General features: G+C 61.2%; 15 protein-coding genes. 3 read left to right on the top strand and 12 right to left on the bottom strand.

Annotated features, from left to right (window positions below; all coding sequences use genetic code 11):
• Positions 1–851 precede the first annotated feature (851 nt).
• The 8 genes from V5N47_RS04265 to V5N47_RS04300 form a co-directional block, all read right to left on the bottom strand.
• The gene (locus V5N47_RS04265; protein ID WP_338729613.1) at positions 852–1337 is read right to left on the bottom strand and encodes a histidine kinase; all 486 of its coding nucleotides are present in this window, start codon (positions 1335–1337) and stop codon (positions 852–854) included.
• An 81-nt stretch (positions 1338–1418) separates the two neighbouring features.
• Positions 1419–2441 carry a deoxyhypusine synthase gene (locus tag V5N47_RS04270; protein ID WP_338729614.1) on the bottom strand — a complete coding sequence of 341 codons (1023 nt, stop codon included), beginning with the start codon at positions 2439–2441 and terminating at the stop codon, positions 1419–1421.
• A 65-nt stretch (positions 2442–2506) separates the two neighbouring features.
• Positions 2507–3268 (bottom strand): Nif3-like dinuclear metal center hexameric protein, encoded by a 762-nt coding sequence (locus tag V5N47_RS04275; RefSeq protein WP_338729615.1) that lies wholly within the window; start codon positions 3266–3268, stop codon positions 2507–2509.
• A gap of 222 nt (positions 3269–3490) precedes the next feature.
• Positions 3491–4291: an agmatinase gene (gene speB, locus V5N47_RS04280; protein WP_338729616.1), complete on the bottom strand. Its 801-nt coding sequence runs from the start codon at positions 4289–4291 to the stop codon at positions 3491–3493.
• Positions 4292–4669 (bottom strand): translation initiation factor IF-5A, encoded by a 378-nt coding sequence (locus V5N47_RS04285; protein WP_338729617.1) that lies wholly within the window; start codon positions 4667–4669, stop codon positions 4292–4294. It abuts the gene before it with no gap.
• Positions 4670–4711: 42 nt separating this feature from the next.
• Positions 4712–5779, bottom strand: coding sequence for an aminotransferase class I/II-fold pyridoxal phosphate-dependent enzyme (locus V5N47_RS04290; RefSeq protein WP_338729618.1), 1068 nt, complete (start codon positions 5777–5779; stop codon positions 4712–4714).
• A 161-nt stretch (positions 5780–5940) separates the two neighbouring features.
• Entirely contained in the window at positions 5941–7599 is a 1659-nt protein-coding gene (locus V5N47_RS04295; protein ID WP_338729619.1) for an AarF/ABC1/UbiB kinase family protein, read from the bottom strand.
• Positions 7600–7614: 15 nt separating this feature from the next.
• On the bottom strand, positions 7615–7971 hold the full coding sequence (locus tag V5N47_RS04300; RefSeq protein ID WP_338729620.1) for an Hsp20/alpha crystallin family protein: 357 nt from the start codon (positions 7969–7971) through the stop codon (positions 7615–7617).
• 90 nt (positions 7972–8061) lie between these two features.
• Between V5N47_RS04300 and glp the strand changes: the two genes are divergently transcribed.
• The 3 genes from glp to V5N47_RS04315 all read left to right on the top strand — a co-directional run bounded on the left by glp (position 8062) and on the right by V5N47_RS04315 (position 11438).
• Positions 8062–9279, top strand: a complete 1218-nt coding sequence (glp, locus tag V5N47_RS04305) for a gephyrin-like molybdotransferase Glp (RefSeq protein WP_338729621.1) — start codon at positions 8062–8064, stop codon at positions 9277–9279.
• Positions 9276–11159: a molybdopterin biosynthesis protein gene (locus V5N47_RS04310; protein WP_338729622.1), complete on the top strand. Its 1884-nt coding sequence runs from the start codon at positions 9276–9278 to the stop codon at positions 11157–11159. The genes glp and V5N47_RS04310 overlap by 4 nt, the downstream gene beginning before the upstream one ends.
• A gap of 66 nt (positions 11160–11225) precedes the next feature.
• Positions 11226–11438, top strand: a complete 213-nt coding sequence (locus V5N47_RS04315; protein ID WP_338729623.1) for a hypothetical protein — start codon at positions 11226–11228, stop codon at positions 11436–11438.
• Here the strand turns inward: V5N47_RS04315 and V5N47_RS04320 are convergent.
• From V5N47_RS04320 to V5N47_RS04335, 4 genes are read right to left on the bottom strand one after another with little or no spacing between them, the layout of a single operon-like run.
• Positions 11435–12109, bottom strand: a complete 675-nt coding sequence (locus V5N47_RS04320; protein ID WP_338729624.1) for an HAD family hydrolase — start codon at positions 12107–12109, stop codon at positions 11435–11437. The genes V5N47_RS04315 and V5N47_RS04320 overlap by 4 nt on opposite strands.
• A gap of 41 nt (positions 12110–12150) precedes the next feature.
• A complete protein-coding gene (gene lwrS / locus V5N47_RS04325; protein ID WP_338729625.1) occupies positions 12151–12522 on the bottom strand; it encodes an LWR-salt protein in 372 nt (123 codons plus the stop codon).
• On the bottom strand, positions 12519–12794 hold the full coding sequence (locus V5N47_RS04330; protein WP_338729626.1) for a 4a-hydroxytetrahydrobiopterin dehydratase: 276 nt from the start codon (positions 12792–12794) through the stop codon (positions 12519–12521). The genes lwrS and V5N47_RS04330 overlap by 4 nt, the downstream gene beginning before the upstream one ends.
• Positions 12795–12841: 47 nt before the next feature.
• A complete protein-coding gene (locus V5N47_RS04335; RefSeq protein WP_338729627.1) occupies positions 12842–13276 on the bottom strand; it encodes a CBS domain-containing protein in 435 nt (144 codons plus the stop codon).
• Positions 13277–13301: the final 25 nt, after the last annotated feature.

The raw sequence follows: 13301 nt of genomic DNA on the forward strand, positions 1-13301 counted from the left end.
AAAGTAGAGGTGTCCTGCCCATCAGCCCATGTCCTGATATTTTTTGCTTTGATATATACCGCATTCATTTGACGCTCATAGTGATTTGCATATTTTTCCTCACGCTGACCACGGATTTCAGGTATCCATTCTTCATTTTCAACGACAATGAAGTACGGAAATGGTTTCCTGAAGTCGAAGAATTGCCGAGACCACTTTCACTCTGGTTTGCTGACATTCATGGTTGTTGGCTACGGAGACTTTCATAGGCGAAAACGATGAACGACGTAATCTGTAAATCAATTCGAGAGCAGAAAGTCATCGAGTTCATTTACGATGGGCATCATCGAAAGGTCGAACCCTTCTGCCACGGTCGGAGCAAGAAGGGCAAAGAATCGCTTAGAGGTTATCAAATTGCAGGAGGGAGCAACTCACGGCAAGTTCCATTTTGGCGGCTTTTTACGGTCACAAAAATGAGGAATCTGAATTTGACAGACGAAACATTCACCGGAAATCGCCCTCGATACAACCCGAATGATAAGGATTTGTCTCCGGTCCACTGCAGCATCTGATAATATTTCAGGAACTTTCGAAAAGAGGAACCATCTCGGTAATAGGTCGGCCTCGGCACTCATAGGGCTCCGCATCACCAACTGCCTAGGTTGGTTCGGAGTCGGTGCCTCGTCATTGGCCACCTGAATGTACCCAACCGACGAGCAAGTCAGTTTTCTTCTGGAGAGCACGTTTCGACCCGACCGGAGAACCAGCAGGCGACGACCGGCTACGAGGAGGCGTGACGAGGAGTGCGAAGACGGTGGGCGAATCCGCTATCCCGAGGCGTTGCTCGACGTGGTAAAAACGGACTGGGCGGGTTAGAATTTCGCGGCGAGCACCGGGTAGAGCGCGCCGAGAACGACGCCGTAGACGGCGTGGCCGATGAAGCTCGATGGCGCGAGGTTCGGAATCGGTGGCGCCATCGGGAAGCCAACGGCCTGCAACCAGAGTGGCATGATGAAGCCGACCGCGACGATGGTCAGGAGGACGCTGAAGACAATTCCCAGAAGGGCACCGGTCGGGATATTTTCGGCGTACTCACGGAGTGGCTTTGGGGTGGCGAAGGCGGCATAAGCGATGCCGAGCAGTGCGCCGTGGACGAGGTGAATCCCCCAGCCAACGGCGAGGGCTGGTCCCTGAACCCCGTACAGGGCGGGGAGGGCGTGTGCGATGACGCTGCTCGACCCCATCACGGTCTGGAAGCCGCCGAAGGCGAACGTTGCGAGGAGTCCGGCGACGGCTGCGCCGAGCCAGTTGTCGGAGACGGTTCGTGTGGTCGTTGCCGTCTGCGTTTCTGAAACCATACGTTCGCGTCTCGGACGCGGATAAAAAGTGCACCTCGGACGGGCGGAAATGCAACACACGCGCCCAGCCGGTCGGGGTTTTTACGACGATTCCTGAATCTTCTCGCGTGCGCCCGCAACCACGAGCGGGAGGGTTATCGTGGCGTCTGCGTACACCGAGACGTTTCGCGCAGCTTTCTCTAATTTGCCCCACGAGCGGGCTTCGTCGAGCGTCGCCCCGGAGAGGCCGCCCGTGTTCGGCGCGTCCATCGTGAGCTGGACGGCGTAGTTGTAGGCGTCGGGGACGACGAGCATCGTCTGGAGGACGAAGTTCTTCGGGACCCCGCCGCCGACGACCATCGCGGCCGCCTGCTCTGCGTCGAAGGCAATGTCCGTGAGACCGGTCATGTCAGAGAGCGCATCGAGGCTGAAGTCGTTGACCTGTGAGTACATCCACGCTTGCAGGCCGAGCACGGAGTCCTGAATCGCAGGGACGTAGATTGGCACGTCGTTCTCGTACGCCGCGGCGGCGATACCAGCGTCTTCCTTGATTCCCTCGCGTTCGTTGACCTCGGCGTTTGCCCGGCCGAGTTCTTCGGTGAGTTCCTGAATGGTGACCGTCCGGTCGATGTTCGGGAACACTTCGGAGCGGAGGTGACCCTCAAAGGCAGTGAAATGTTCTTGGGGGAGATAGACGTTGTAGATGCGGTCGACCCACTCGTCGCGGAGTTTTTCGTCGAAGTCGCGCGGCGTGGATTCGCCGTCGTGGTCGCGGCCGTGATGGTGCTTGCCGCCGATGGCTTCGATGGCGTCGTGGGTGAGGTTCGCGCCGGTCGTTACGAGCACGTCGATGTGGCCATCGCGGATGAGGTCGGCCACGAGGTTGCGCATTCCCGTTGGCACCATTGCGCCCGCGAGGCCGAAGAAGTTGGTCACGTCATCGTTGCCAATCATTTCGGCGTAGATGTCCACGGCTTCGTGGAGGTCTTTCGCGCCAATGCCAGCGTGGCCGTACTCGGAGACGAGGTCGCCTACGCTCATGCCTGCCCACACATCGGTGTGCCCGATTGGATCGTGGTGGAACTCCTCGCGAGGTGGGAGTTCGTGGTCTGCGTCGTCGCTCATTGACACAGGGTGCGGGTTGCGAAGGTTTGAACGACGCGGTCTGTCACGAGGGTACGTACAGCCCGTCAGAGCCCCGTCGGTTCACCGATAAAGGTCGTGTCGAGCCCCCACTCCTCGGTGAGTTCCTGAAGCGCACGCACCCCGAACGTCTCGGTTGCGTAGTGGCCAGCAAGCACGACGTGGATGCCCGCTTCCTTCGAATTGTGGTAGGCAGGCTGTTTCCCCTCGCCCGTGATGAGCGCGTCGAGGCCTGCTTCTTCGGCTTCCGGAAGCCAATCGGTGCCGCTGCCCGTGATGATGCCAATGTCCTCGATTTTCTCTGGGCCGTGGTCGAGTATCTGCACGCCTTGTCCGCCGTTGTCGAGGCCGATAAGGGCTTCTCGGAGGCCGGTGACCGAAAGCGGGTCGGGCGCAGTCCCGCGAATCCCGATGTACTCTGAAGCCTCCACGCCGAATCGCTCGCGATTTTCGAGCGCCAGTAAGTCCGCGATACCGGCGGCGTTGCCGAGTGCTTCGTGCCCGTCGAGCGGGAGGTGCGAGGCGTAGAGCGCGATGTCGTTTTCCACAAGCAGGCGAATCCGCTCGTAGGTCGCGCCCGTGACGCGCTCGATACCACCCCACGAGAGCCCGTGGTGGACGACAAACACGTCCGCCCCTGCATCGGCCGCAGCTTCGATAGTCGAGACGGCGGCGTCCACGCCGAAAGCGACTTTCGAGACGTCCGTCTCCTCGGGGCCGACTTGCAACCCGTTCGCACTCACGTCGAACGCATAGTCTTCGGTGCGAAGGCGCTCGTCGTAGCGCGAGACGAGATCGGTGAGTTTCATAGCACAGAATTAGCCACCAGCGTTAAGAAATGCGGCGATAACAGAGCGACTACCCGCCTTCTGCGGGTCGGACAACGGAGTTGCTTCCCAATGGGAAAATTCCGCAACGCCGCATTCGTTTGGCGTCGATTGCCTCGACGAACAAAGAATCGGATTGTCCGAACAGCACGGGGACTCGTGCGCCGGGTGACCCCCGGGTCATAACCGGCCGCGTTCCCGTTCTTACGTCGAATCGGCGTGCGAGAAGACGAATTCTCTGCACAGCTTCGCCCCGAGCGTCGCCGCCTGCCCGTCGTCGCGATCGTTCACCTCAACAATGTCAAAACCGACAGCGTGGGGTGCGACTTCTCTGATCACGTCTCGCATCTCACGCGGCGTGAGGCCGTAGGGTTCCATCGTCCCCGTCCCCGGTGCGAAGCCGGGGTCTGCGGCGTCGATGTCTACGCTCAGGTAGACTGCGCCATCGCCCTCGAACGTCCAGTCTGCCACGTCTTCGGGGGGAATCACGGTCACGTCGCCGTCTGCGGCGCGCTCCCACTCGGCTTTGTTGCCCGTCCGTGCGCCGAGGATGATGGCCTCGTCTGCGACGGAGAGGGCGTGGCGGGTGACAGTTGCGTGGCTGAGCGGATTGCCAGCGTACTCCTCGCGGAGGTCGAGATGGGCGTCGAGACAGACGAACGTGTCGGGGGCGGTTGCCCGCACGCCCGCCACCGTTACCGTGTGTTCGCCCCCGAGCAAAATGGGGAGTGCCTCGTCACGCTCGATGTCGGTGACCATCCCCTGTAAGAAATCGAGGTAATCGGCCGCGTCGTCCCACGCGTGGAGGTCCCCCTCGTCTGCTACCTGCAAGTCAGTAAAATGTGCGTCCGTCCGGTGGTCGTAGTCGTCGAAGTTCTCTGCGTACTGTCGGATGCGTCCGGGGCCGAATCGAGCCCCGGGCTGGAACGAAGTAGAAATGTCAAGCGGCGCGCCGAGAATGACGTACGAAGCGTCGGTGCGAGAAGCCAGCGCGCCCGGGAACATTTAGATAATTTTGCGCTGGTCGTCCATCTCGAGGTATTCGATTTCGTCTTCCGGCGTCAGCGTCTTGTCACCGGGCACCTTGATGGAGAAGGTTTCGTAGGTATCGAGGTCCATGACCTGTGCGACGTCGGAGCTTTCGACGCTCACGACTTGGCCCTGTTTGCGCTCAATGATTGGAATCCAGATTTTCGCGTCAACGGGCTGGGAGAAAGTGCGCTTTTTGCTGTCGAAGACGCCCTTGCCCTCGACACGGGCCTTTGCGCTGCCGTGTTTGCCGGGCTTTGCCGTGCTGTAAGCGGTGATGAGGCACGGAACGTTGTTGATCATAACGTAGCTGCCTTCCTGGAGGTCGCGGACCTCGCCTTGTTGCTTCGCCATGTGTCTGCTTTTTCCACGAGACTGTATAAACGGTTTGGAACGCTATTCGTGCCGCCGGAGACAGGTTTCAAGCCGTGAGAGACCCTCAATGAGTTCCTCGGTTGGTAGCCCAAATCCGAGACGAAATCGGTCGGGGTAGCCAAAGAACTCGCCCGGTGCGAGGACGACACTTTCTTCTCCGACAACCGCCCGACAGAACTCCTTTCCGCTGGAAAACGAATCGGGAATCTCGATAAACGCGTTCACGCCAACCGGCTCAAAACACGACAGATCCCACATCTCAACGAACTCCGCAACGAGCGCCCGGTTCGTGGCGGCAATCTCGCGACTCTCTGTGAGCAGTTCATCTTCGCGCTCGAACGCTTGCCGTGCGATGTGCTGGCCGAACTGAGACGGCGAGATGGTCGTGTAATCTTTCCAGTGCCACGCCGCTTCGACGACTTCCGGTGGGCCAACAATCCATCCAAATCGCAGGCCTGCAAGGCCGTATGCTTTCGAGAGACTGGCCGTGCTGATGGCGCGTCGACCAAGACTCGCCGCTGGCGGATGGGGCTCGTCTGCGAGCAGTCGGTACACCTCGTCTACGAGCAGGTAGGCGTCGTTTTCAACCGCGAGGTCGTACAGTGCAGCCATCGTCTCCGCGTCGTGGTATTTCCCCGTAGGGTTGTTCGGGTTGTTGACGACGAGAAGGCGAGTATCTTCACGAATTGCCATCTCAACGGCAGCTACGTCGAGTTCCCACGTCGGTGCGTCAAGTTCGACCGTCGTCACCTCACCAAAGGCGTCCGGAATCGCGTGGAGCGACTGGTACGTTGGCGTGACCGTAACCGCGTGGCCGCCCTGCCCGAGCAAGGCGAGAAAGACGAGAAAGTTGGCTTCCTGTGCGCCACAGGTGAAGATGACTTCGTCTGTATCCCGGTCGTACCGAGCGGCGAGTTGTTCGCGCAGTTCGTCGTCACCGTTGGTCGGAATGACGTAGCCGAGTTCGCCGGGGTCGGTGTCGAACCGGCTCGCCGGAAGCGACCGAATCCCACTCTCTGCGAGCATAATGTCAGCGTCAGGTTCGTACCGGGCGAACCAGCGTTCGAGACCGAACGAATCGATTTCCATACCCAAAGTAACAGCCGAGTCGGAGAAAAGTAGCGGGGTTCGACCAAGCGTTTTTACCCAAAGACGCGGCCAGCGACGTCATGTTCTGACGAGCCACCACGAAGCGCCGCGCGGGTGTACGGCACACCGCTTCGTGACAGCCCCGTGTCGTCTGTTTGCCCCTACTTGCCCTGTCGCTGGCGGAGGTTCTGTCGCGTGAACTGCGGGGTTGCCCGAATCCCGCGGCGTTTGCGAAAGGAGAGATAAAGCAACCCAGCGATAGCGAGCGAGAACACGCCAGCCACCGCACTCGATTCCGGCGTCGAAAAGGCGTAGAGCACCGCGGTTGCAATCAGCCCGACCGAGAGCAACATCCCGTAGATGAGGCGTTTTGCGAGCCGCGTAAGGTGACCATCAGAGTCCTCGATGTCCGCCCGCACGTAGAAGTCATCGCGGTTGACCCGGTCGAGTGCTCGTTCGAGCTTCGGCGGGGTGCGAAGCCCTGACCACGCCGCCTGTCGAACCTCGTCGCCCCGGTCTTCTAAAAACTGCCTGACCCCCGCCTCGCGGTAGCCCTGCTCGGTGAGGTACTGCGTTGCAACCGAGATGAAGTCGAAATCGGGGTCAAGCGTCACGCAAACGCCCTCTACGACCGTCGCCACGCGCAAGACGAGCGCGAGGTTCGATGGCAAGCGAAGCGGGAACTCGTAGATTGTGTCTTCGACCTGACTCACAATCTGCTGGACGCGGTACTGTTCGATGTTCTCGCCGCGGGCGTCGGCGATGGCGAGCTCCATCACGTCGCCCATCACCCGGCGGTCTGCATCCGGACTCAGCGTGCCCATCTCGATGAGCGCATCGAGGATACCTTCGATGTCCTGATTCGCAACCGCGATGTAGAATTCGATGATTTTCTGCTGGACGAACTCGTCTACCCGCCCGCTCATCCCGAAGTCGTAGAAGACAATTTTTCCGTCCGGTCGCACCGCGAGATTCCCGGGATGGGGGTCTGCGTGGAACACCCCATCGTCGATAATCATCTGCAGGTAGATGCGCTGGAGCGTCTCTGCGAGCACCGAGCGGTCGACGTTCATCGCGTCGATGTCTTCGATATCGTTGATTTTCGTCCCGCTCACGTACTCCATCGTGAGGACGCGCGAATCGGAGTGCGATTCGATGACCCGTGGAATCACGATTCGGTCTTCGTTTTCGAAGTTCGCGCGAATCTCCGTGAGCATCTGCCCCTCGCGGCGGTAGTCCATCTCCTCGCGGATAGTTCTCGCAAATTCGTCTGCTAGGTTTTCGAGCGAGAACGCCCGCGCCGTGCCGGTAAACCGCATCAACACCGGCAGGCTCCAGCGGATGACCCGCAGGTCGGCTTCCACGAGGTCTTCGATATTCGGCCGTCTCACCTTGACGGCGACGGCTTGCCCATCGAGTTCGGCGTAGTACACCTGTCCGAGGCTCGCGCCGCTTATCGCCTCCGTCTCAAAGGTATCGAACTCCGCGTCTATCGGGCCGAGTTCGGCTTCGATGACCTGTTTCGCCTCCGGCCACGGTGCTGGCGGGACGCTGTCTTGGAGTTTGGCGAACTCGTCGATGTACTCTGGCGGGAGGATGTCCGGACGCGTCGAGAGGAGTTGACCGAGTTTGATGAACGTCGGCCCGAGCGTGAGCATCGCATCGAGGAGGGCTTGTGCTCGCTGGCGGCGAATCTCTGGGGTGACGGTTCTGCGCCCGCCGAACAGCAAGAATCGGCGTCGGTCGCGTGCGTAGGCGAGAAGCAGCGGTAAAAACTGTCTGGCGACGGTGAAAAACCGTCGGTACGGACGAAGGTTCACTGACTTTGGAACCCCCTATTCGTCACTGATTGGGATGCTCGTCCCGGGAGCAGCACGCCATTTCGGGAGAGTGATTTCGAGCACGCCACGCGACACCGACCCCTCCGCTTCAGTTCCGGTCACTTTCGGTGGGAGCGGCAGGTCTACGTCGAGGAACATAGAGCGGTCTTCCCGAAGATAGCGGTAGTCGGTCGGGAGGTCTTTCTCTCGGCGCGCCTCGATGTGGAGTCGTCCGTTCTCAACACGCACATCCACGGTGTCTTTCGTGACGCCGGGGAAGTCAATCACGAGGAGATACGAGTCGTCGTTTTCGAGGAGGTCTGCGAACACTGCGTCTGGAAGGTCTCGCAGAGCATCGCGCAGCGCTGACATACCCATGGGTATGGACGCAGGAGCGAAAAAGCCCCCGGTAGCGGGAATCTGTCCGGGTGCTTTTTGTCGGCCGGGTCGTAGGGGCCTGCCATGAGCGACCTCCTGAGAGACGCCGGGTTCAAAGAACTCACCCGCATCTCCACCGCCCGCACCCGCCTTCAGGACGTAACCACACGACACGAGCGGACTGTGCGCCGCCCGCTTGCCGAGGCAGACGGCTGTGTGCTGGCCGAAGCCGTCGTGAGCGGACAAAGCGTCCCTCACTACGACCGCGCGGCGATGGACGGGTTCGCGGTCAGAGCCGAAGACACGTTCGGCGCGTCGAGCAGAGCACCGAACCACCTCCGCATCACAACCGGTGAAGTCGCGCCCGGTGGCGCTGTCCAGGTGCACACGGGGAGCGAACTTCCGCCCGGCGCGGACGCCGTCGTGATGGTCGAACACGTAGAGCCAGTGGGTGACGACCTCGAAGTGTTCGACGCGGTCGCAGAAGGCGAGAACGTCGCACCCGAAGGCGAGGACGTCAAAAAAGGTCAAAATCTCTACGAGGCGGGCCACCGACTGCGCCCCTCCGACCTCGGCTTGCTCAAATCGACGGGCGTGACCGAGGTCACGGTGTCCGAAAAACCGCGCGTGGCCGTCATCCCGACTGGGGAAGAACTCGTGGAAGCAGACCCCGAACCGGGCGAAGTCATCGAGACGAACGGCCTGACGGTTTCGAGGCTGGTCGAACGCTGGGGTGGCGCGGCGAGCTATCACGACATCGTGACCGACGACGAAACGAGTCTCCGCGAAGCGGTCGAAGGGAATCTTGACGCCGACATCATCGTCACCACCGGCGGCTCGTCGGTCGGTGAACGCGACCTGATTCCGGAGGTCATCGAAGAGATTGGTGACGTGTTTGTCCACGGCGTTGCACTTAAGCCGGGCCACCCGGTTGCGCTCGGCGTGGTTTCTGAGACACCCGTCATCATGCTTCCGGGCTATCCCGTCGCGTGCATCATCAACGCTGTCCAGTTCCTTCGCCCGGCACTCAAATGGGCTGGCGGGCTGCCACTAGACGAGTTCCCGACGGTCGAAGCCAAACTCGAGCGGAAGATACACAGCGACGTGGGCGACCGGACGTTCGTCCGCGTGCGCTTGAGCGAAGACGACGGCGAGCGCGTCGCCACCCCGACACGGGCGAGCGGGTCCGGCGTGCTGTCGAGCGTCGCGCTCGCAGACGGCTGGGTTGAAGTACCCGAATCGAGCGAAGGGATTGCAAAAGGAGCGACCGTCACGGTACAGAACTGGGAGTGGCTCGCATGAGCAGAAAGGAGTTTCACGACCTCGCTGCGCCCCATGTCGCCCACGATGCGATTGCCTCGTTGGAGCTTGGTGGGCAAACCGAGACGGTTTCGCTTGCAGCGTCTCGCGGCCGCGTGCTCGCAAAACGAGTAGACGCCCATCTGGACGTGCCCGGTTTCGACCGGGCGAGCATGGACGGGTACGCAGTGCAAGCGCGCGACACCTTCGGCGCAGACGAAGCGAATCCTGCAGTACTGTCGCTCGTCGGTGAAGTACACGCGGGCGCAGAGCCAGCCGTCTCGGTTGGCGAGGGCGAGTGTGCGGAGATTTCAACCGGTGCGGTGCTGCCACCCGGCGCGGACGCCGTGGTCATGGTCGAGCGCACCGACGAACGCGACGGCGAGATAGCGTTTCGCACCGCCGTTGCGCCCGGCGACAGCGTGATGTTTGCGGGGGCGGACATCGCGGCTGGAGAGCGCGCGCTCGGCCCCGGAACCCGCATCACGCCCCGCGAGATTGGCCTCCTTTCGGCGCTCGGCGTGGACGAAGTTCCCGTCCGTGGGAAGCCCCGTGTCGGCATCGTCTCGACCGGCGACGAGCTTGTGCGACCGGGTGAGTCGCTCAACAGCGCGGCCGGACAGATTTTCGACGTGAACAGCACCACCATCGCCGCGGGCGTCGAGGACGCAGGCGGCGAAGCCGTGTTGTACCCTCACGCGGGCGACGACTACGACGAGATGGAGCGACTGTTGACGAACGCCGCGAGTGAGTGCGACCTCGTGCTCTCGTCGGGTTCGACGAGCGCATCCGCGGTGGACGTCATCTATCGTGTCATCGAAGACCAGGGCGAACTACTCCTCCACGGCGTGGCCGTGAAACCGGGCAAGCCCATGCTCATCGGCCGCCTCGAACAGTCCGCGTATATCGGTCTGCCCGGCTATCCGGTGTCCGCGCTCACCATCTTTCAGGCGTTCGTCGCGCCCGCCATCCGGAAGGCAGCGGGACTCCCCGAACCCGCGGCGGCAACCGTCACGGGAAAGATGGCCGTCCGCGAGCGCTACGCCGAAGGCCGGATGCGACTCATGCCCGTTGGCTTGGTCGAAGACGGCGCGGGCGACCTGCTCGTGTACCCGGTAGACAAAGGCAGCGGCGCGACGACGAGCCTCGTCGAGGCGGACGGCGTGGTCGAAGTACATCCCGACACCTCGTTTCTCGACGTGGATGAAGCCGTTTCAGTGTCGCTGTTTTCGCCCGACATCGTGCCACCCACGGTGTTCGGCGTGGGTGAGGACGACCCCGCACTCTCCCGAATACTCGACGGCGTCGAACGCCCGCGCTACCTCTCGGTGGGGAGTCGCGAGGGCCTCCGACGGCTTCGCAACGGCATTGCGGACGTTGCCGTGACGTCGATGGGTGGCGAACCGGAATTCGACGCCGTCTCCCTCGGTTCGTGGTCGCGCGAGTGGGGCCTCGTCGTTGCGGCAGGGAACCCGAAAGAAGTGACCGGGCTTGCAGCCCTCGTAGACCGCGACCTCAGATTCGTGAATCGTTCGACAGCGTCCGGGCTCAGAACCTCGCTCACGGAGGCGCTTTCGACGCTCGCGGCGGAGCGTGGCGAGACGCGCCACGACCTCGTGAGCGCGATTGCTGGCTTCGACCACACGGTCAAAGCCCACGAGAGTCCGGCGCGAACGGTTGCGGCGGGCAGTGCGGACGTTGGCCTCGGGCTCCGGGCGACCGCCGAGAAACTGGGGCTCTCTTTCGTCTCGCTCGGGACGGAGCCGGTCACTGTGTACGGAAATCCTGACCGTATGGAAAAGTCGGGTGTTCGCGCGCTTACAGCCGCGATTGCGGCGGCTGACGACGTTTTCCAGGCAATACCGGGCTACGATCGCCGCTGACCGGCCGCCGAAGTATATAACCAGTCGTGCGACGTTATACCATACGCCGAATTCCGGTGGTGGCACATGAGCTGCGCGCATCCACTTGAGGCGGAATACCTGTACCCCTCAGACACAGAAGTGTTAGGCATCGAACATCGAAACGGCGACGTTGTCGTCGTACTGGCACTACCGTGTCCAGAGTGCGGTCACGACCTGCGTGTCAATTCGACGATTACAACGGTCGAAGAAACCGTGATGGGGGCGCGACTCGAAGACCCACAGGACACCTACGATTAAGCATCGTCTGGTGACGGACGCGAGAACTCTACGTTGCTGTTTTGCCACAACTGTTCGAACGACGTGAGACGATAGTCTCCGAGCACGCACTCACCCCGCCGGTGTGGGTCGTGGCGTTCGACGTGAATCCCGTCGAGCCCCGCGTTCCACGCCGCGCCGATGTCGTTCGAGCCGTCGCCCGCGAGCACACCGTGGGCAGCGGGAGACACGCCGAGTTCGCTCATCGCAAACGAAACAGGGCCGGGGTCTGGTTTCCAGCCCACGTCGTCGCTACAGCAGACGATGGTGTCGAACCAGTCGGTGATATCGAGATGGGCGAGCACCGGATGGGCGAGAAACGGCTGACAGTGGGTGACGAGGCCAACCGGCGTCTGAATATCTGCGACGAACGCGGCATCGTCGTGGAGATACGTTGCCTCGGCGCGGGCGGCTGGGTCTTCGACAGCGTGGAAGGCGGGCCAGAACTCGTTTGAGTCGATGTCCCACTCGGCCAGTTTATCGTCGCGCTTGCCCCCGAGACCGTGCCAGAGAATTTCGGCTTCGCGGTCTGAAAAGGGCCGCCCAAGGCGGTCGCCAACCCGGTCGAACACCTCACGAGTGTAGCGCCACTCCACGTCGATGAGCGTCCCGTCTAAATCAAAAAGCCAGAAATCGTAGTCAGCGACGACCATTCACGAAGAAATACGTCACGAACCGATAAGACGCTTTCCGCCTACGTGACCTGAATCGAACTGCCGAGATACTTATTGAGCACCTCATCGACCGTGTCTGCATTGAACAGGTCGAGATGGCCGTGAATCTCGTCTTTCAGCGCGTCGAGATACGCAGTCGAGGTCTGGAGGCCTTTGAACTCAACGCTCACCACGCGCAGGGAATATGCCGCTTCGAGGTCACTGCGAAACGGGGCTGTCTCGTTCAATTTTCCGCGCCAGAGATAGTCTCGGAAGAACAGCCAGCCGTCTTCACCCGGTTGTGCCGCATCCTTATAGAGCTTGACCGACATCTCCGCGGGCGACAGCGTGAGGTCATCACGAGTGCTCTCTGGGCGGACACGAATCTCGAACACGTAGCGTGCGTGGCTCACTGCTCGTCGTTGAACCGCCCCGCGAGGTGCGTGTCCTGCTCGGTGATACCGCCCGCTTCGTGGCTTGTGAGCCGCACTTCAACCTGTTTGTAGCCGATGATGATTTCCGGATGATGGAACTCGTCTTCTGCGATTTCTGCGATGTTCGTGACGAACTCGACGCCGTCTAGATAATCGTCGAACTCGTAGGTGCGCGTAATTTCGTCGCCGTCTCGTTCCCAGCCACTGGGGAGTCGGGATGCGATTTCGTCGTCGGAGAGCAGGTCTGCCATATCCTAACAACTCGTTCAATTGAAATAACCGTTTTTGCTAGTTGTGGTTACGGGAGGGCGTACGGCGGTGATTCAGACCGGATGACCTCTGAGAGGTCGTGTAGCTCGTCTTCGAGCAACACAATAATGTCATCGAGCGTCAGAATGCCTGCCAGTTCGCCGTTGTCCATGACGGGCACCCGGCGCACTCCGCTCTCGCGCATCGTCCGGCAGACGTCGAAGACGCCATCGTTGACATCCACGGTGATGGTATTGCCGTTCATCACGTCCGCAGCCGTCATGTCGCGCGGGTCTTTGCCCGCGGCGACGATTTTCATGGCGAGGTCACGATCGGTGACGATGCCAACGGGCTTTCGTTCTGCTTCGATGACCACGCTCCCGACGGTTCGTTCTCGCATCATCGTCGCGAGTTCTGTTACCGGCGTCTCCTTCGTCGCAGAGACGAGTTCCTCTCGTGGCCGCGCAATATCTCTGATTGTCATAACGTCTTCCGTCGCCGTATCGTGC

The sequence above is a fragment of the Haladaptatus sp. DJG-WS-42 genome, from assembly GCF_037198285.1.
Taxonomy (GTDB): domain Archaea; phylum Halobacteriota; class Halobacteria; order Halobacteriales; family Halococcaceae; genus QDMS2.

Excerpts from the sequence above, each read along its gene's own strand:
- V5N47_RS04265 (WP_338729613.1), bottom strand. The coding sequence starts at position 1,337 with ATGGTTTCAGAAACGCAGACGGCAACGACCACACGAACCGTCTCCGAC.
- V5N47_RS04270 (WP_338729614.1), bottom strand. The coding sequence starts at position 2,441 with ATGAGCGACGACGCAGACCACGAACTCCCACCTCGCGAGGAGTTCCAC.
- V5N47_RS04275 (WP_338729615.1), bottom strand. The coding sequence starts at position 3,268 with ATGAAACTCACCGATCTCGTCTCGCGCTACGACGAGCGCCTTCGCACC.
- speB (WP_338729616.1), bottom strand. The coding sequence starts at position 4,291 with ATGTTCCCGGGCGCGCTGGCTTCTCGCACCGACGCTTCGTACGTCATT.
- V5N47_RS04285 (WP_338729617.1), bottom strand. The coding sequence starts at position 4,669 with ATGGCGAAGCAACAAGGCGAGGTCCGCGACCTCCAGGAAGGCAGCTAC.
- V5N47_RS04290 (WP_338729618.1), bottom strand. The coding sequence starts at position 5,779 with ATGGAAATCGATTCGTTCGGTCTCGAACGCTGGTTCGCCCGGTACGAA.
- V5N47_RS04300 (WP_338729620.1), bottom strand. The coding sequence starts at position 7,971 with ATGTCAGCGCTGCGCGATGCTCTGCGAGACCTTCCAGACGCAGTGTTC.
- glp (WP_338729621.1), top strand. The coding sequence starts at position 8,062 with ATGAGCGACCTCCTGAGAGACGCCGGGTTCAAAGAACTCACCCGCATC.
- V5N47_RS04310 (WP_338729622.1), top strand. The coding sequence starts at position 9,276 with ATGAGCAGAAAGGAGTTTCACGACCTCGCTGCGCCCCATGTCGCCCAC.
- V5N47_RS04315 (WP_338729623.1), top strand. The coding sequence starts at position 11,226 with ATGAGCTGCGCGCATCCACTTGAGGCGGAATACCTGTACCCCTCAGAC.
- V5N47_RS04320 (WP_338729624.1), bottom strand. The coding sequence starts at position 12,109 with ATGGTCGTCGCTGACTACGATTTCTGGCTTTTTGATTTAGACGGGACG.
- V5N47_RS04330 (WP_338729626.1), bottom strand. The coding sequence starts at position 12,794 with ATGGCAGACCTGCTCTCCGACGACGAAATCGCATCCCGACTCCCCAGT.
- V5N47_RS04335 (WP_338729627.1), bottom strand. The coding sequence starts at position 13,276 with ATGACAATCAGAGATATTGCGCGGCCACGAGAGGAACTCGTCTCTGCG.